Genomic DNA, 18,032 nt, shown 5'->3' with positions numbered 1-18,032 from the left:
AATGATTCCTGGACCCGGCCCCTTTGCCACTGCCCGGCTGGACGTACTGCCGCTGCGGGTCGCGTACGCGGACGAGATGGCGGCGGTGCTGGACGACCCGGCCCTGCACACGTACACCGGAGGCGCCCCGGAGACCGCCGACGAGCTGCGGGCCCGCTACGAACGCCAGACCGCCGGTTCGCCGGACCCCGGCGTGGGCTGGTGGAACTGGGTGCTGCGGGTACGGGACGAGGGCTGCCTGGCCGGCTACGTACAGGCGACGGTGAACGCGCGGGATGCGGAGGCGGAGATCGCCTGGGTGGTCGGGGCGAAGTGGCAGGGGCGCGGGTACGCGAAAGAGGCCGCGGTGGGGCTGGTGGCCCATCTGCTGGGGGCGGAGGTGGTGCGTACCGTCGTCGCCCATATCCATCCGGACCATGGCGCCTCCGCCGCCGTGGCCGCCGCGGCGGGGCTGGTGGCGACGGAGGAATGGTGCGACGGCGAACGGCGCTGGCAGCGGGCCGGGTGATCAGGTCCGGGGGCGGCCGGCCCGGATGAGCTCGGCGACGTCGAGTGTCACCGGGGCGCCGATCGAATCGGGCAGCGTGACCGTCTGCCCCGGGGCGTACACCTCGTGACTGTCGTAACCGCCGCCCATGGGTTCGGTCAGGACGTGCACCCGGCCGTGCCTGCGGTCGACGATCACGTACACCGGGATCTTGGCCTCGGCGTAGGCGGCGACCTTGTTGCGCAGGTCGTTCTTGTAGTTGCTGGAGGTGACCTCCAGAACGAGGCGGAAGACGGCGGGGTCGTAGCAGTTGTTCTCGATCAGATGCTCGTCGAGATCGGCGTCGAGGATCGCCAGGTCGGGGATGACGAAGTCCTCGCGGCCGCTGGGGAGCCACAGGCCGATTCCCTGAATGACCGCCGTCTCACCGTCGTCGAGGCCGGCTGCGATGAAGGGGCGCATGATCTTGGTCAGCGCTCGGCCGTGCGGGCCGTCCCGGGGTGGGGCCACGGTGATGACGCCTCCGATGATCTCGACACGGTAACCCGTGAGCTGCTCCATGAGGCTGTTGGCCGTTTCGAGCAGCGATTCCGGTTCACCGGCACGGCGGCGCTCGGCCCCTGCTGCAGACATTGCGGGCCTCCTGAGTGGGTGATGGCGAGGCCATCGTCGTTGGAAGATCCGGCCGCCCATGCCCGGAAGCCATTCCGCCACCCGGTCGAGTGAACGACGAAGGGCCCCGCGCACCGGCGCAGGGCCCTTCTCGTGTGTGCGTCCTCGTTACAGCTTCTCGATCACGTAGTCGATGCAGGCCGTCAGCGCCTGGATGTCCGACGGGTCGATCGCCGGGAACATCGCCACGCGCAGCTGGTTGCGGCCCAGCTTGCGGTACGGCTCGGTGTCGACGATGCCGTTGGCGCGCAGCACCTTGGCGACGGCCGAGGCGTCGATCTCGTCCGCGAAGTCGATCGTGCCGATGACCTGCGAGCGCTTCGCCGGGTCGGTGACGAACGGGGTCGCGTACTTCGACTCCTCCGCCCAGCCGTACAGGTTCCGCGCCGATGCGGCCGTGCGGCCGGTGGTGAAGTCCAGGCCGCCCTGGGTGTTCATCCAGGTCAGCTGCTCGTTCAGGAGGAAGAGCGTGGCCAGGGCCGGGGTGTTGTACGTCTGGTTCTTCAGGGAGTTGTCGATCGCCGTCGGCAGCGAGAAGAACTCCGGGATGTGCCGGCCGGACGCGTGGATGCGCGCGGCGCGCTCCAGGGCCGCCGGGGAGAACACGGCGATCCACAGGCCACCGTCGGACGCGAAGGACTTCTGAGGCGCGAAGTAGTAGACGTCCGTCTCGGTGATGTCGACCGGCAGACCGCCGGCGCCGGAGGTGGCGTCCACCACGACGAGGGAGCCCTCGTCGGCGCCCGCGACGCGCTTGATCGGCATGGCGACACCGGTCGACGTCTCGTTGTGCGTGAACGCGTAGACGTCGACGCCCGCCTCGGCCTGCGGCTCCGGGTGGGTGCCCGGGTCGGAGGCGATGACGCTCGGGTCGGCGAGCCACGGGGCGAGCTTGGCGGCCTTCGCGAACTTCGACGAGAACTCGCCGAAGTTGAGGTGCTGGGACTTCGTCTCGATCAGACCGTGCGTCGCGATGTCCCAGAAGGCGGTGGAGCCGCCGTTGCCCAGGATCACCTCGTAGCCCTCGGGGAGGGAGAAGAGGTCGCGCACGCCCTGACGCACCGCGCCGACCAGGTTCTTGACCGGGGCCTGGCGGTGGGACGTACCGAGAAGAGACGTACCGGTGGCGGCCAGCGCGTCGAGCGCCTCCGTCCGCACCTTGGAAGGACCGGCGCCGAAGCGTCCGTCGGCGGGCTTGATGTCAGCGGGAATCTGGATATCGGCCACGAACCGGAGCGTAGTACCTCACGGACACGGTCGAGGACCGTGTCCGTCGGATGAGACGCCCGCTCCGGCCCGTGGACGGCGTACGGGGAGCCGCGCCGGTCAGCCCAGTTCCACCGGCAGGTCGTACAGGTCGTTCTGAGTGACGATCGGCTTGTTCCGCAGCTCGGACGCCGGGACGGCGAGCTCCAGCTCCGGGAACCGCTCGTACAGCGCGGGCAGCGCCACCCCCGCCTCCAGCCGGGAGAGCGCCGCACCCGGGCAGACGTGCGGGCCGTGGCCGAACGCGATGTGGCGGTTGGGGGAGCGGGTGATGTCGAAGTCACCGGCCGTCGGCCCGTGCTGGGCCTCGTCGCGGCCCAGCGCACCGAACGAGACGATCAGCGCCTCGCCCTTCGGCAGGACCCTGTCGCCCACCTCGACGTCCTCAGCGGCGAATCGGATCAGGACATGCGAAGTGGGGGTGTTCCAGCGCAGGGTCTCCTCGATCACGTTCTCCCACGGCACCTCCCCGTTCAGTACCTGCTTGCGCTGCTCGGGGTGGGTCTGGAGCGCGACGACCGCGTTCACGACCAGGCTGATCGTGGTCTCGTGACCGGCCGCGATGATCAGCTGGAGGGTGTTGACGATCTCCTCGTCGGTGAGGTGGTCGCCGTCCTCCGAGGCCGCGATCAGGGCGCTGGTGAGGTCGTCGCCCGGGTTCTCCCGCTTGGAGTCGACGATCTTCGTGAAGAGCGCGCCGAGGTCCGCCATCATCTGCGGAACCTCCTCCGGCGGCGTCTGCGTCGAGAAGAACTTCTCGAAGAGTTCCTTCAGCCGCGGGTGGTCCGCGCTGTCCACGCCCATCAGCTCGCTGATCACGTTCATCGGCAGCGGGTACGCGAACTCCGCCTTCAGGTCGACCTTCCCGCCCCGGGGCAGCGCGGCCAGCCGGTCCAGGCTCGCCGTGGTCAGCGCCTCGATGCCGGCCCGCAGCCGCTCCACCCGCTTCACGGTCAGCGCCTGCGCGACCAGGCTGCGCAGCCGGCGGTGGTCCGCGCCGTCGACCGTGAGCATGGAGCGGCCCGGGTTGGCGAGGCCGATCAGCGGCCAGTCCATCGGTATCTCGCCGCGCTGCCAGGCGCCCCAGACGTTGATGTCCTTCACGATCCGGCTGTCGGTGAGCAGCTGCCGCGCCTCCGCGTGGCGGGTGACCGCGTAGCAGTGCACCCCGCCCGGCAGTTCCACCTCGGCGAGCGGGCCCGCCGCCCGCAGCCGGGCGCTCTCGTCGTCGAGGTCGGCGACGAAGGGGTCGAGGGCGATGCGGGTCATCTCTGGCCTCCGATGGCAGTACCGAGGGTGCTTCCGATGGCGGGGGTGGGTGTGAAGGTCACCGGCAGGTCCGTCAGGCCCCGCAGCCACGGGGACGGGCGGCGGGTCAACTGCTCGGCGGGGACGGCGAGGTCGATGTCCGGGAGCCGGTCCAGCAGCACCTCGATGCCGGTCCGGGCGATGACCTCGGCGGTCTCCTGGGCCGTGAACGGGCAGCGGTGCTCGCCGTGGCCGAAGGAGAGGAACGCGTTGTTGCCGCCGGTCAGCGCGGAACCGTCGGTGCGGATCTGCGGGTCCGCGTTGGCGGCGGCGATGCCCAGCAGCAGCAGGTCGCCCGCCTGGATGTGGCGCCCGCCGAGATGGGTGTCGCGCGATGCCCAGCGGCCCGCGATGTTCTGCGTCGGGGTGTCCTCCCAGAGCACCTCGTTCATGGCCTCGGCGACGCTGTGCCTGCCGCCCGAGAGGGAAGCGGCGAACCGGTCGTCGGTGAGCATCAGCCGCAGCGAGTTGCCGATCCAGTCGGCGGTCGGCTGGTGGCCCGCGGCCATCATGACCATCAGGTCCTGGGCGATCTCCTCGTCGGTGAAACCGCCGGTGTCGGCGAGCATCCGCGTCGCGACGTCGTCGCCGGGCGCGGCGTGCTTGTCGACCAGCAGCTGGACCATGGACGAGGCGAGGTGCTGCTGCCCGGCGAGGGCCCGCTCCCGGCCGTCGATCATGTCGTTGATCGAGCCCACGAGCGCCGCGCCGACGGCGTTGCCGAAGCCGTAGATCTTCGCCAGTACGAGAGCGGGGAGCAGCATCGCGTACTCGGCGATGATCTCGGTTTTGCCCGTGGAGCAGAACCGGTCGACGAGACCGTCGGCGAACTCCTCGGCGTACCGCTTCAGTGCGAACGGGTCGACGGCCTCCAGCGCATTGCTGATCATCCCGGCGCGCTCGGTGTGCCGCGGGCCGACCGTGTAGAGGATCGACGGCTGCTTGCGGCCGATCATCGGCAGCAGCGGCCAGTCGTCGGGGATGCGGTCCCACTGGTTCCACAGGTCGGAGTCGCGGCTGAACAGCACCGGGTCGGCGGTGAGCTGGTGCAGTTCGCGGTAGCCGAGCACGAGCCAGGCGGGGACGTCGCCGTCGAGAGCGACGGGTGCCACGGCCCCGTGGTCGCGGCGCATCTCCCGGTACAGCCGGGTCGGTTCGGTCTGGAACCGGGGGCCGGAGAGCGGCGCGCGGCCCTGGGACACGGGGCAGCCGGTGGGCGGCGCCGGGGGCTGGGTCACGAGGTGGGCTCCGGGGTCTTCTCCGGCGTGGTCTCCGGACGGGCGGCGGGCGTATCGGCGGTGCTGGTGGAAGCCTTGACCTGCGACAGGGTGTGCAGGTACTCGACCAGCGTGATCAGTACGTACTTGCTGGACGAACGGTCCCGGGCGTCGCACTCCACCAGGGGTACGTCGTCCGAGATGTCGAGCGCCTCCCGTATCTGCTGTTCGGTGTGGAGCGGGCCGCCGAAGTCGTTGCACGCCACGATGAACGGCGTGCCGTGGTGCTCCAGGCGGTCGATCGCGTACCAGGAGTCGGAGAGCCTGCGGGTGTCGACGAGGACGACGGCACCGAGCGTGCCCGAGAACAGCCGGTCCCACAGGAACCAGAACCGTTCCTGACCGGGGGCGCCGAAGAGGTACAGCACCGAGCGTTCGTCGAGCGAGATCCGGCCGAAGTCGAAGGCGACGGTCGTGGACGTCTTCGAATGCACACCGTCGAGGTGGTCGACGGCCTCGCCCGCGCGGGTCATGGTCTCTTCCGTGTTCAGCGGACGGATCTCGCTGACGGAGCGGACCATGGTGGTCTTGCCGACCCCGAAGCCGCCGACGACGACGATCTTCAGTCCGTTGTCGGCCGTCGCCTGCAGGGCGGCACGGTCAGAGGTTGCGGAGTCCAACGAGCACCTGTTCCAGGATGTCGGGGTCGGGGAGCCGGTCCGCGACACGGGCGGTACGGGGGTGACGGGCGCTGATCCGGCTGGTGTCCAGCAGATCGGACAGCATGATCCGGACGATGCTGACGGGCAGGCCGAGGCCCGCCGCGATCTCCACGACCGCGGTGGGCCGCCTGCACATCCGCAGGATCGTGACGTGCTCCGACTGCATGCCGGGGGCCGGCTCGCACTCGGAGACCACCAGCGTCACCAGGTCGAAAGCGTCCGAATCGGACCGGCTGCGGCCACCGGTGAGGGTGTACAGCCGGTCCGGGTCGTCGTCCCGGCCGGGGCGGGGGCGGGTCATACGTTCGCTGTCGCGTCGACGACTGCGGCGGCCTCGGGGGCCGAGGGGGAACGCGGCGGGGTGCTCAGGTGCTCGCCGAGCTGTTCGACGAGTTCGCTCATGTTGTGGCCGATGAGGCCGACGTCGGCGTCCTCGGAGGCGACGACCGCGAGATGGGCGCCCGCGCCCGCCTCGACGATGAACAGCACACCGCCGTAGAACTCGGCCATCGCGGACCGTACTCCGCCGGTGCCGTCACCGAACTCGACGGACGCGCCGTGCGACAGGCTCTGGATACCGGCCGAGATCGCGGCCAGCTGGTCGGCCTGGTCGACGGAGAGCTCGGGGGTACGGCACAGCTTGAGGCCGTCCCTGGACAGGACGAGGGCATGGCGGGTGCCCGGGGTGCGCTCCAGGAGCCCCTCCAGCAGCCAGTTGAGCTTCTCGTCGGTGGTCGCGGTCATCGGGTGTTGCCTTCTTCCGGGTGCGGGGAGTTGGCCCGAACAGCCTGGCGGAAGCTGCTGAAGCGGGCTGCCTGTTCCTTGGGGTCGGAGGTACGGGGCCGGGGAGCTGCGGTGGCACCGTTGGCGTTGGTACGGGCCTCGGCGGCGGCGAGGGTGCGGCCGCGCGAGCGCTTGGGGAGCCCGCTCTCGCCGAACCGGGGCAGGTTGCCGGTGGTCTCGGAGGCGGGGGAGTCCGAGGGGGCGGGGCCGGCTCCCGTTGCCGTCGTGGCCGCCGTTTCGTGGGTGGGCTCCGGCTCGGGCCTCGGCTGGGGCGTCGCCTCGGACGGCGGCTCCGGGAGCGGCACCGGGGCCCGGCTGAGGAGCTCCTGCGGGAGCATCATCAGGGCGCCCGTGCCGCCGCGCGCGGACGGCCGGAACGACACGGTCAGACCGTGCTTACGGGCCAGCCGGCCGACGACGGCGAGGCCGAGCCGGGTGCCGGAGAGGCCCGTCAGGTCCTGGTTGGTGGCCGACACCGCACGCTCGGCGCGGCGCAGCTGCACATCGCTCATGACCAGGCCGCTGTCCTCGACGGTCAGGACGATGCCGGCCGGCACCTCCTCGACGTACACATGGACCTCTGCCGTGGGCGGCGAGAAGTTGGCGGCGTTGTCGAGGAGTTCGGCGAGTGCGTGCATGACGCCCTCGGCGGCGTGGCCGGCGACCGCGACATCACTGGTCGAGTGGAGACGTACCCGCTGATAGCCGCTGATCCGGCCCATCGCGCCGCGCAGGATCGACTCCATCACGATCGGCTTCGCCCAGCGCCGCCCGGAGCGGGCGCCGGTCAGCACGGCGATGGAGTCGGCGAGCCGGCCCGCCTGGGCGGTGCGGTGGTCCAGATGGAGCAGATCGCCCAGCACGTCCTCGGCGGGGTGCCGGTGCTCCATCTCGCGCAGGTCGGCGAGCATGCTGGTGGCCAGGGCCTGCATCCGGCCCGCGGCGTTGGCGCAGGCGGCGATCGCGGCGGAACGCTCGGTGTCGCTGCGGGCCGCGCGGGTGGTGAGACGTTCGACCTCGGCGGTGAGCCGTTCGGAATCGGCGGTGAGCCGTTCGGAATCGGCGACGGCCTGCGAGGTGACCCGTGCGGTCTCGGTCTCGGCTGCGGCCTTGATCCGGGCGGTCTCGGCGGTGAACCGCTGGCCCTCGGCCGCGGAGGAGGAGACGAGACGGCTGATCTCGCCGGTGAACCGCTGGGTCTCCGCCGCGAGACGGGCGCGCAACCGGTTCGCGGTGGCGCGGGCATGGACGGTGGCGGCCACGGCGGCGGACAGCAGCACGGCGGCGGTGCCCGCCCCCCAGGCCGACGCGGTCCGTACCGAGTCGGGGGCAGCGGCGACCGCCCACAGGCACAGGGATCCGGTGACGGCCAGTGAGATCAGCAGGGCCAGTGCGGTCGGCCGGGATGAGGGGCTCAAGTGGAGTCCTTGGGGGCGGGCAGGGCGGGCGGAGGCAACGCGGGTCTGATCGGGACAGTTCGGTACAGCGGGGGCGAAAGCGACAACTGGAGCTGATGATTCCCAGGCAAGTCGTGGTCACTATATGAGAATTGACGCTCCATTTGGGAAGCGCTTGTGGCGTTCTCTGTCACGTATGTGACTACGCGTCCGACGTATTCCGACGTATTGACGTGTTCGGGGGACTCGCGCGGGCGCGGGGCTGCCGAGTGACCGGATCAACGGCATCCTGGGCCCATGGCCGCACATCAGAAACCGACGGAACGCACCGCACTCGCACAGGCGCTGAGTACCGCGGTCCGCGGAGAGGTCGACTTCGGCCCCACCGCACGGGCGTTGACGACGATGGACGCCTCCAACTACCGCCGCGTACCGCTCGGCGTCGTCACCCCGCGCGACGCCGACGACGTGGCCGCCGCGCTCGCCGTCTGCCGTGCGCACGCCGTGCCCGTGGTCCCCCGCGGCGGCGGCACTTCCATCGCCGGGCAGGCCACCGGCACCGGTGTCGTCCTCGACCTCACCCGCCATATGCAAAAGATCGTCGAGCTGGACGCCGAATCCCGTACCGCCCTCGTCCAGCCCGGCGTGGTCCTGGACGACCTGCGCACCGCCGCGGCCCCGCACGGCCTCACCTTCGGCCCCGACCCCGCCACGCACAGCCGCTGCACGCTGGGCGGCATGATCGGCAACAACTCCTGCGGCGCGCACTCGGTCGCGTGGGGCACCACGGCCGACAATGTGCACGCCCTGACCGTGGCCCGCTACGGCGGCGGGCCCGCCCTGCGCCTCGGCCGGGGCCGGTGGGACGACAGTGCCCCGGCCGGTCTGCGCGAACTGGTCGACACCCACCTCGCCCTCCTGCGCACCGGATTCCCCGAACTCCCGCGCCGCATCTCCGGATACGCCCTGGACGCACTCCTGCCCGAACGCGGAACCGATCTCGCCCGCGCCTTCTGCGGCAGCGAGGGCACGCTCGGTGTGGTGACGGAGGCGACCGTACGACTGGTCGAGGCACCGGCGGCCCGCGCGCTCGCCGTACTCGCCTACGCCGACGAGTCCGCGGCAGCCGAAGCCGCCCCCGGCCTGCTCCCGTACCACCCCCTGACCGTGGAGGGCATGGCCGCCGATCTCGTACGGGAACCGGCCGGGCTGCCGCGCGGCGGCGCCTGGCTCTTCGTCGAGACGGGCGGCGCCACCCCCGCCGAGGCGCGGGCGCACGCCGAGCGCATCCTCCGGGCGGCCGACGCGCTGGACGGTGCGGTCGTCACCGACCCGGCCGGACAGCGGGCCCTGTGGCGCATCCGCGAGGACGCCGCCGGCACCGCGACCCGTATGCCGGACGGCACGGAGGCCTGGCCCGGCTGGGAGGACTGCGCCGTACCGCCCGCCCGCCTCGGCCCGTACCTCCGCGACTTCCGCGCCCTGCTCGCCGCCCATGGGCTGCGCGGCACCCCGTACGGGCACTTCGGCGACGGCTGCGTCCACGTCCGGATCGACTTCGACCTGCTGAACGCCGAGGGCGTGGCCCGCTTCCGCCGCTTCTCCGAGGAGCTGGCGGACCTGGTCGTCGCGCACGGCGGATCACTGAGCGGGGAACACGGCGACGGCCAGGCCCGCGCCGAACTGCTCCCGCGCATGTACGGAGACGAACTGGTCGCCCTCTTCTCCCGGTTCAAGGACATCTGGGATCCGTACGGCGGCATGAACCCCGGCATCCTCACCCACGCAGCCCGGCTCGACGAGAACCTCCGCTTCGAGGTGCTGCCGAAGCGCCCGGTGGACGTCGCGTTCGGCTACCCGCACGACGGCGGCGACTTCTCCGCGGCGGTACGCAGATGCGTGGGCGTCGCCAAGTGCCGTACGACGGTGCCGACGGGCGCGGGCGTGATGTGCCCGTCGTTCCGGGCGACCGGCGAGGAGGCCCACTCCACCCGCGGCCGGGCCCGGCTGCTGCACGAGATGCTCGCGGGCGAGGTGATCACGGACGGCTGGCGGTCGAAGGAGGTGCGCGACGCGCTCGATCTCTGCCTGTCCTGCAAGGGCTGCCGCAGCGACTGCCCGGTCGGCGTCGACATGGCCACGTACAAGGCGGAGTTCCTGCACCACCACTACCGGGGGCGGCTGCGCCCGGCCGCCCACTACGCGATGGGACGGCTGCCGGCCTGGCTGCGTGCGGCGGCCCCGTTCGCACCCGCCCTGAACGCCCTGGCCCGGGTGGGCCCGCTGGCGGCCCTGGTCAAACGACTGGCGGGCATCGCTCCGGAGCGGACGCTTCCGGTACTGGCGCGGGAGACGTTCACCCGGTGGGTGCGCAAGGGCCGGGACGGGAAGACGCGGATCCTGTCGAGCGACCAGTGGAGGGCCCGGACGGTGACCGTCTGGCCGGACACCTTCACCACGTACCTGTCCCCGGAGGTCGCAAAGGCGGCGGTCCGGGTCCTTGAGGCGGCGGGCCGTACAGCCGTGTACCCCGGCCGGGGCGTGTGCTGCGGCCTCACGTACGTGTCCACGGGCCAGCTCGACAAGGCCCGCAAGGTCATGCGCCGGACCCTGGACCGGATGGGCGTTTCCCTCGGCGACCCGCTCGTCGTCCTCGAACCGAGCTGCGCCGCGACGCTCCGCACGGACCTGCCCGAGCTCCTCCCCGACGACCCGCGTGCCGCGCAACTGGCGTCCTCGGTCCGCACATTGGCGCAGTACCTGGAGGAGTACGCCCCCGACTGGCAACCACCCCGCCTGGACCGCCCGGCCACCGGCCAGACCCACTGCCACCAGCATGCGGTCCTGGGCGACGCGGCGGACCGCCGCCTGCGCGAACGCGCCGGGCTGACCGGCGAGTTGAGCGGCGGTTGCTGCGGACTGGCCGGAAACTTCGGCTTCGAACGGGGCCACTGGGAGGTATCGGCGGCCTGCGCGGAGGAAACCCTGCTGCCCTCGGTACGGGCCGCGGAGCCCGGCACGGAGTTCCTGGCGGACGGCTTCTCCTGCCGGACGCAGTTGGAGCAGCTGGGCGGTGTGAGGGCACGGCATCTGGCGGAGGTCCTGGCGGAGGGCCTGAACAACGAGCTCCCACCGCCCGCCGGACCCCCCAGCCCCTCCACCGAACCACCCAGCCCCCTAGCCCCCTAGGCCCCCCAGCCCCTCCACCGAACCACCCAGCCCCCTAGGTCTCCCCACGGTGGTGGGTGCCCCCCTGGTGGTCCGTGCGACCTTCGTACGGCCTTCGCAGCACCCCAACTGGGCTGTCGCGCACGGAAACCCTCATTCCGCGGCGTCCCGCCCCACGATCTCGCGGGCGAGCGCGGCGAGTTTCGGCAGTGCGGGATGGCCGGGGGCGTCGCGCCGGGCGAGCAGCACCGGGACGGTCGGGGCGTCGACGAGCGGGCGGTAGGCGACCCCGGAGTGCGGGTGCATGTCGGCGGTGGACGCGGCGGAGACCCCGACGCCGCGCCCCGCCGCGATCGCGGCCAGCCAGTCGTCGGTGTTGGCGACGGTGAGGGTCGCGGCGGGCCTGGCGTCCGACGGCCACAGATCGACGGTGGTGATGCCGGAGACGGTGTTGAGGACGACGGTGCCGCGCGCCAGATCGGCGAGACGGAGCGTGGCGCGGGCGGCGAGCGGCCCGTCCGCGGCCACCGCCGCCACCCGGTCCTCGTCGAACAGCACCTCGGTGATGAGCCCCGGCGCCTCGACGGGCCCCCGCAGCAGCGCGGCATCGACCTCGCCACGGGTGAGCCCGGCGGTGCGGTCGTCGATCCGCAGCAGTTCGAGCGGGGTCTGCGGATACCGCTCCTGCCAGCGGCGGAGCAGGGGCGTGGTGTACGGGCCGAACGCGGACCAGGGGTGCCCGAGCCGCAGCGGCCGGTGGCGCAGACCGCCGGAGTCGAGCGCCTCGTCGAACGCGGCGACCGCGGCGGCGGCCTTGTCCCGGAAGACGACGCCTTCGGGGGTGAGGACGAGATGGTGGGTGGACCGGTCGACGAGCCGGATGCCGAGGTGCTGCTCCAGCGCGGCGAGGGTGCGCGAGACCGCGGGCTGGGTGAGGCGGAGGCGGGCGGCGGCGCGGGTGACGTTGCCCTCGTCGGCGATCGCGAGGAAGGCGCGCAGATGGCGGACCTCGATACCGCGGCCGGAACCCCGGCCGGAGCCCCGGCCCGCATGGCTCTCCGTACGGCCGTCACCACTGCGTCCAAGGCTCATGCGCGGGAAGCATAACGGGAGCCCAATAGGCATTTCACGTGCCACGCGGAGGTACCTACCGTAAGAGGGGATGCGGCAGGGCGGGAGTGCAGTATCTTCAATCAAGTAGTGCATTGAAATGCACTATCGGACTCGGGAGGAACACCGCAGGTGAACGACCAGCGCAGTGCAGCAGGGGCAGCGGCCGCGGAGCAGGCCGCAGCCGTCGCCGTGCCGGAGGCGGTGTCGGTCCTGGGCGGGGCGGCGGGCCCTGCACATTCCGAGGGCCGAAGGGCGGCGCTCGCCCCGGTCGCGCTGGTCGTCGCGGGCGGCCTCTCCGTCCAGTTCGGCTCCGCGATCGCGGTCCTGCTGATGCCGCGGGCCGGCGCGCTCGGGGTCGTCACCCTGCGCCTGGCCGTTGCCGCGCTCGTCCTGATGGTCTTCTGCCGCCCGAAGCTGGGCGGCTACTCGCGCGCCGACTGGGGCACGGTCCTCGCGTTCGGGGTGGCCATGGGCGGCATGAACACGCTCTTCTACCAGGCCGCCGACCGCATCCCGCTGGGCGCGGCCGTCACCCTGGAGGTGCTGGGCCCGCTCGCCCTCTCGGTGATCGCCTCGCGCCGACTGATCAACATGGTGTGGGCGGGCCTCGCGCTGGGCGGTGTCGTGCTGCTGAGCGGGGGTGGCTTCGACCGCCTCGATCCGGTGGGCGCCGCGTACGCACTGAGTGCGGGCGCCATGTGGGCCACGTACATCGTCTTCAGTGCCCGCACCGGCCGCCGCTTCCCCCAGGCGGACGGCCTGGCCCTGGCCATGGTGGTCGCCGCGCTCCTCTCCCTGCCACTCGGCATCCTGGAGTCGGGCTCGAAACTGCTGGTCCCGTCCACGCTGGGACTGGGCGCGGCGGTGGCGCTGATGAGCTCGGTCCTCCCGTACACCCTCGAACTCATGGCGCTGCGCCGCCTGCCCGCGCCCACCTTCGCGATCCTGATGAGCCTGGAACCGGCGATAGCGGCCACGGCCGGCTTCCTCATCCTCGACCAGGCCCTTTCCACGACGGACGCCCTGGCCATCGCCCTGGTCATCGGGGCGAGCATGGGCGCGGTACGAAGCCAGGTGCGGGGCGTGAAGAGCCGCAACCACGCCTGACGGCCCCGCCGGGACGGATCACCGGATCCCGGAGGGCTCCCCGGCCGGGCCGGCCGGGGCCGCGTACGCATGCATCCGGGCCGGACGCCCGTCGGCCGTGGTCCAGTCGTCGGTGCGGCTGCCGACGTAACGCCACCCGGCGCGTTCGTAGAGGGCGATGGCGGCCGTCCCGCCGTCCTCGACCTCCAGGACGAGCCGCACACCGTCGGCTGCTGCCGCCGCCGTCACCGCGTCGAGCAACGCGCCGGCCACCCCGCGCCGGCGGGCCCCGGCGCGCGCGAAGAGCCGGGCGACCGATGCCAGTTCTGCGGCGGGCATGCCGGCCTTCTTTGCCAGGACCTCCTCCGTGCGCGTGAGTGCCACATGCCCCAGCACCGTCGGGCCGTCCACGGCCACCCAGGCGTCGAGCAGCCCGTGCGGGGTGAGCCAGCTCCCCGGGTCGGCCGGCCACGCGGCTGGGTAACGGTCCGCCTCGTGCACGGTGGCCAGCGCGTCGATGCACGCCTTCATGTCGTCGCCGCGACGGCGGCGGATCTCTATCGCATCCATTGCTCGATCCTCACATGACGTCGTGCACGTCTCGCCGCTCCAAAAATAATGCAAGCATGCTTGCTTGTTTATGGGGCCGCTGCCATGCTCCTGGGCACACCGCCTTGCCCCGAGGGGAGCGAACCGTGCCCGATGTCGCAGCCGTGATCGACGACTTGCGCGAGGAGAGCCAGGAACTCGACGTACTCGTACGGGGGTTGAGCGCCGGGCAGTGGGCCGCTCCGACCCCCGCCGCAGGCTGGAGCATCGCGCACCAGATCGCCCATCTCACCTGGACCGACGAGGTCGCGCTGCTCGCCGCCACTGATGCCGACGCCTTCGCCGGGGAGGTGGCCAAGGCCATGGAGGCGCCCGAATCCTTTGTCGACCGGGGCGCCGAGGAGCTGGCCGTGCTCGCCCCCGACGCGCTGCTCGCGCGGTGGCGGGACGGGCGGGGGCGGCTCGATGCGGCGTTGCGGGATGCTCCGGCCGGTGCTCGTATCCCCTGGTACGGGCCGCCGATGAGCGTCGCTTCCATGGCGACCGCCCGGATCATGGAGACCTGGGCGCACGGTCAGGACATCGCCGACGCCCTCGGGGTCACCAGGACCCCCACCGCCCGGCTGCGGCACGTCGCCCGGATCGGGGTGCGGGCCAGGGACTACGCCTACCTGGTACGGGGCATCAAGGCGCCCGAGGAGGAGTTCCGGGTCGAACTCCACGCCCCGGACGGTGAGCTGATCGCGTTCGGGGCGCAAGACGCACCGCAGCGCGTCACCGGGCCGCTCGTCGACTTCTGCCTCCTCGTCACCCAGCGCGCCCACCGCGACGACCTCGCCGTCCGGGCCGTCGGGACCGACGCCGACCAGTGGCTCGGCATCGCCCAGGCGTTCGCCGGGCCCGCCGGCCCCGGCCGCGCACCCCGGGCAGGCGGCAAGTGAACGGACCGCTGCGGATCGGCAACGCCTCCGGGTTCTACGGCGACCGCTTCGACGCCGTACGCGAGATGCTCACCGGCGGGCCCCTCGACGTCCTCACCGGGGACTATCTCGCCGAGCTGACCATGCTCATCCTGGGCCGGAGCCGGCTCAAGGACCCCACGCGCGGGTACGCCACCACCTTCCTGCGCCAGCTCGAAGAGGGCCTCGGGCTCGCCCATGAGCGCGGCGTGAAGATCGTCACCAACGCCGGAGGGCTCAATCCGGCCGGACTGGCCGATGCCGTAAGGGAGCTGGCGCAGAAGGTGGGCGTGCCCGTGCGGGTCGCCCATGTGGAGGGCGACAGCCTCCCCGTACCCGAGGGGTACCTCACCGCCAACGCCTACCTCGGCGGTGCCGGGATCGCGGCCTGCCTCACCGCGGGCGCCGATGTCGTCGTCACCGGGCGGGTCACCGACGCCGCCCTCGTCACCGGGCCCGCCGCCGCCCATTTCGGCTGGGGGCCCGGCGACCACGACGCCCTCGCCGGGGCCGTCGTCGCCGGACACGTGCTGGAGTGCGGAACCCAGGCCACCGGGGGGAACTACTCGTTCTTCCGGGGCCATGACCTGCGCCGGCCCGGCTTCCCCATCGCCGAGATCCACGCCGACGGGTCGTCCGTCATCACCAAGCACGACGGCACGGGCGGCGTCGTCGACGTCGGCACCGTCACCGCCCAGCTGCTGTACGAGACCGGCGGGGCCCGGTACGCCGGACCGGACGTCACCGCGAGGCTCGACACCGTACGGCTGACCCAGGACGGCCCCGACCGGGTACGGATCTCCGGCGTGCGCGGTGAGGCCCCGCCGCCCACCCTCAAGGTCGGGCTCAACCGGCTCGGCGGCTGGCGCAACGAGGTCGTCTTCGTACTCACCGGGCTCGACATCGAAGCCAAGGCGCAGCTGGTCCAGGACCAGTTCGCACAGGCGCTCAGCCGGTCCCGTTCCCAACCCGGCGAAGTGAGCTGGGAGGTGGCCCGGACCGACCGCGCCGACGCCGACACCGAGGAGACCGCGAGCGCCCTGCTCCGGCTCGTCGTTCGCGACCAGGACCCGGAGGCCGTCGGACGCACGGTCTCCGGCGCCGCGATCGAGCTCGCGCTCGGCAGCTACCCCGGCTTCCATGTCACGGCCCCGCCCGGAAAGGGCGCACCGTACGGGGTGTTCGAGGCGAAGTACGTACCGGCCGGCGAGGTCCCGCATGTCGCCGTACTCCCGGACGGGCGGCGTCGGAGCCAGGAACCTCCCGTACGGACGCAGCCCCTCCGGGAAGTCGGGGAGCCGCCGCTGCCCGAGCCCCTGCCGTCCGCCGGACCCACCCTGACCGCCCCGCTCGGCCGGGTCGCGGGTGCCCGCAGCGGTGACAAGGGCGGGGACGCCAACGTGGGGGTGTGGGCCGTCGGCGACGACGCCTGGCGGTGGCTGGCCCATGAACTGACCGTCGAACGGTTCCGGGAGCTGCTGCCGGAGACCGCCCACCTCACCGTCGTACGCCATGTCCTGCCGAACCTCCGCGCCCTGAACTTCGTCGTCCACGGGTTGCTCGGCGAGGGCGTCGCCGCCCAGCACCGGTTCGATCCGCAGGCCAAGGCGGTGGGGGAGTGGCTGCGCTCCCGGCACCTCCCCATTCCCGTATCGCTGCTGGAAGCCGTCCACGCACCGGAGGTGAACACATGACCGTCCTGACCACCGGGCTCGACACCGCGAGCCCCGAATACGCTGCGAACCGCGCGGCCATGCTCGCGAAACTCGATGTACTGGCCGTCGAGCACACCAAGGCGCAGGCGGGCGGCGGCGAGAAGTACATCGAGCGGCACCGCTCGCGCGGCAAGCTCCTGGCCCGCGAACGGATCGAGCTGCTGATCGACGAGGACACCCCGTTCCTGGAGCTGTCGCCGCTCGCCGCCTGGGGGAGCGAGGCCCCCGAGTACGCGGTCGGCGCCTCGCTCGTCACCGGCATCGGGGTGGTGTCGGGCGTGGAGTGCCTGATCACCGCCAACGACCCGACCGTACGGGGCGGCGCCTCCAACCCCTGGACCCTGAAGAAGGCCCTGCGGGCGAACGAGATCGCCTTCGCCAACCGGCTGCCCTGCATCAGCCTCGTCGAGTCGGGAGGCGCCGATCTCCCGTCGCAGAAGGAGATCTTCATCCCGGGCGGGGCGCTGTTCCGCGACCTCACCCGGCTGTCGGCGGCCGGCATCCCGACCGTGGCCGTCGTCTTCGGAAACTCGACCGCCGGCGGGGCGTACGTCCCCGGCATGTCCGACCACACCGTCATGATCAAGGAACGGTCCAAGGTCTTCCTCGGCGGACCACCCCTGGTGAAGATGGCGACCGGCGAGGAGAGCGACGACGAATCGCTCGGCGGCGCCGAGATGCACGCCCGCACCTCCGGGCTCGCCGACCACTTCGCCGTCGACGAGCAGGACGCGCTGCGCCAGGCCCGCCGGATCGTCGCCCGCCTCAACTGGCGCAAGGCACACGCCGATCCGGGCCCCGCCGAACCGCCGAAGTACGACGAGGACGAGCTGATCGGCATCGTGCCCGGCGATCTGAAGGTGCCCTTCGACCCGCGCGAGGTCATCGCCCGGCTCGTCGACGGCTCCGACTTCGACGCGTTCAAGCCGCTGTACGGGACCAGCCTGGTGACCGGATGGGCCACGCTTCACGGCTATCCCGTCGGCATCGTCGCCAATGCGCAAGGGGTGCTGTTCAGCGAGGAGTCGCAGAAGGCCGCCCAGTTCATCCAGCTCGCCAACCAGCGCGACATCCCACTGCTCTTCCTGCACAACACCACCGGCTACATGGTCGGCAAGGAGTACGAACAGGGCGGCATCATCAAGCACGGCGCGATGATGATCAACGCGGTGTCGAACTCCAAGGTCCCGCATCTGTCCGTGCTGATGGGCGCCTCCTACGGGGCCGGGCACTACGGCATGTGCGGACGGGCGTACGACCCGCGCTTCCTCTTCGCCTGGCCCAGCAGCAAGTCCGCCGTCATGGGGCCGCAGCAGCTCGCCGGGGTGCTGTCCATCGTCGCCCGCGCATCCGCCGCCGCGAAGGGACGGCCCTACGACGACGAGGCCGACGCCGGGCTGCGCGCCATGGTCGAGCAGCAGATCGAGTCCGAGTCGCTGCCGATGTTCCTGTCCGGGCGGCTGTACGACGACGGGGTCATCGACCCGCGCGACACCAGGACCGTCCTCGGGATGTGCCTGTCCGCGATCCACACCGCCCCGGTCGAAGGCGTCCGCGGCGGCTTCGGAATCTTCCGGATGTGAGGACGAA

16 protein-coding genes are annotated in these 18,032 nt (G+C 71.9%); 6 read left to right on the top strand and 10 right to left on the bottom strand.

Going from position 1 to position 18,032, the window contains the following annotated elements; genetic code table 11:
• Position 1 precedes the first annotated feature (1 nt).
• Positions 2-508: a GNAT family N-acetyltransferase gene (locus ACGFU7_RS06105; RefSeq protein ID WP_393692732.1), complete on the top strand. Its 507-nt coding sequence runs from the start codon at positions 2-4 to the stop codon at positions 506-508.
• Here ACGFU7_RS06105 and ACGFU7_RS06100 read toward each other — a convergent pair whose 3' ends face one another.
• The 8 genes from ACGFU7_RS06100 to ACGFU7_RS06065 form a co-directional block, all read right to left on the bottom strand.
• Positions 509-1,120, bottom strand: coding sequence for a Uma2 family endonuclease (locus ACGFU7_RS06100; protein ID WP_393692730.1), 612 nt, complete (start codon positions 1,118-1,120; stop codon positions 509-511).
• A gap of 147 nt (positions 1,121-1,267) precedes the next feature.
• On the bottom strand, positions 1,268-2,386 hold the full coding sequence (serC, locus tag ACGFU7_RS06095) for a phosphoserine transaminase (protein WP_393692729.1): 1,119 nt from the start codon (positions 2,384-2,386) through the stop codon (positions 1,268-1,270).
• A 99-nt stretch (positions 2,387-2,485) separates the two neighbouring features.
• Complete coding sequence (locus ACGFU7_RS06090) at positions 2,486-3,694, bottom strand: cytochrome P450 (RefSeq protein WP_393692727.1); 1,209 nt, start codon at positions 3,692-3,694, stop codon at positions 2,486-2,488.
• Complete coding sequence (locus ACGFU7_RS06085) at positions 3,691-4,971, bottom strand: cytochrome P450 (protein WP_393692725.1); 1,281 nt, start codon at positions 4,969-4,971, stop codon at positions 3,691-3,693. The genes ACGFU7_RS06090 and ACGFU7_RS06085 overlap by 4 nt, the downstream gene beginning before the upstream one ends.
• On the bottom strand, positions 4,968-5,630 hold the full coding sequence (locus ACGFU7_RS06080) for an ATP/GTP-binding protein (RefSeq protein ID WP_393692723.1): 663 nt from the start codon (positions 5,628-5,630) through the stop codon (positions 4,968-4,970). The genes ACGFU7_RS06085 and ACGFU7_RS06080 overlap by 4 nt, the downstream gene beginning before the upstream one ends.
• A complete protein-coding gene (locus ACGFU7_RS06075; RefSeq protein ID WP_393692721.1) occupies positions 5,611-5,973 on the bottom strand; it encodes a DUF742 domain-containing protein in 363 nt (120 codons plus the stop codon). The genes ACGFU7_RS06080 and ACGFU7_RS06075 overlap by 20 nt, the downstream gene beginning before the upstream one ends.
• Entirely contained in the window at positions 5,970-6,416 is a 447-nt protein-coding gene (locus ACGFU7_RS06070) for a roadblock/LC7 domain-containing protein (protein WP_393692719.1), read from the bottom strand. The genes ACGFU7_RS06075 and ACGFU7_RS06070 overlap by 4 nt, the downstream gene beginning before the upstream one ends.
• Positions 6,413-7,873 carry a sensor histidine kinase gene (locus ACGFU7_RS06065; protein ID WP_393692717.1) on the bottom strand — a complete coding sequence of 487 codons (1,461 nt, stop codon included), beginning with the start codon at positions 7,871-7,873 and terminating at the stop codon, positions 6,413-6,415. Before ACGFU7_RS06065 ends, ACGFU7_RS06070 begins: the two co-directional genes overlap by 4 nt.
• 276 nt (positions 7,874-8,149) lie before the next feature.
• Here ACGFU7_RS06065 and ACGFU7_RS06060 point away from each other — a divergent pair, with 276 nt between their 5' ends.
• Complete coding sequence (locus ACGFU7_RS06060; protein ID WP_393692715.1) at positions 8,150-11,041, top strand: FAD-binding and (Fe-S)-binding domain-containing protein; 2,892 nt, start codon at positions 8,150-8,152, stop codon at positions 11,039-11,041.
• Positions 11,042-11,173: 132 nt separating this feature from the next.
• On the opposite strand, the gene ACGFU7_RS06055 is transcribed toward ACGFU7_RS06060, so the two are convergent.
• On the bottom strand, positions 11,174-12,112 hold the full coding sequence (locus tag ACGFU7_RS06055) for a LysR family transcriptional regulator (RefSeq protein ID WP_393692713.1): 939 nt from the start codon (positions 12,110-12,112) through the stop codon (positions 11,174-11,176).
• Positions 12,113-12,262: 150 nt separating this feature from the next.
• Between ACGFU7_RS06055 and ACGFU7_RS06050 the strand changes: the two genes are divergently transcribed.
• Complete coding sequence (locus ACGFU7_RS06050) at positions 12,263-13,240, top strand: DMT family transporter (RefSeq protein WP_393692711.1); 978 nt, start codon at positions 12,263-12,265, stop codon at positions 13,238-13,240.
• A gap of 18 nt (positions 13,241-13,258) precedes the next feature.
• On the opposite strand, the gene ACGFU7_RS06045 is transcribed toward ACGFU7_RS06050, so the two are convergent.
• Positions 13,259-13,789 (bottom strand): GNAT family N-acetyltransferase, encoded by a 531-nt coding sequence (locus ACGFU7_RS06045; protein ID WP_393692709.1) that lies wholly within the window; start codon positions 13,787-13,789, stop codon positions 13,259-13,261.
• 125 nt (positions 13,790-13,914) lie between these two features.
• Between ACGFU7_RS06045 and ACGFU7_RS06040 the strand changes: the two genes are divergently transcribed.
• Genes ACGFU7_RS06040 through ACGFU7_RS06030 form a run of 3 tightly spaced genes read left to right on the top strand, consistent with a single transcriptional unit; the run spans position 13,915 to position 18,025 of the window.
• Entirely contained in the window at positions 13,915-14,709 is a 795-nt protein-coding gene (locus ACGFU7_RS06040; RefSeq protein ID WP_393692707.1) for a TIGR03084 family metal-binding protein, read from the top strand.
• Positions 14,706-16,421 (top strand): acyclic terpene utilization AtuA family protein, encoded by a 1,716-nt coding sequence (locus ACGFU7_RS06035; RefSeq protein ID WP_393692705.1) that lies wholly within the window; start codon positions 14,706-14,708, stop codon positions 16,419-16,421. Before ACGFU7_RS06040 ends, ACGFU7_RS06035 begins: the two co-directional genes overlap by 4 nt.
• A complete protein-coding gene (locus tag ACGFU7_RS06030) occupies positions 16,418-18,025 on the top strand; it encodes an acyl-CoA carboxylase subunit beta (protein ID WP_393692703.1) in 1,608 nt (535 codons plus the stop codon). The genes ACGFU7_RS06035 and ACGFU7_RS06030 overlap by 4 nt, the downstream gene beginning before the upstream one ends.
• The last annotated feature ends 7 nt before the right edge of the window (positions 18,026-18,032 follow it).

Origin of the sequence: Streptomyces sp. NPDC048473, from assembly GCF_043200155.1 — a bacterium.
Classification (GTDB): Bacteria; Actinomycetota; Actinomycetes; order Streptomycetales; family Streptomycetaceae; genus Streptomyces.
The sequence above is the reverse complement of the archived record's forward strand: the minus strand, read 5'-3'. Positions and strand labels throughout refer to the sequence as shown.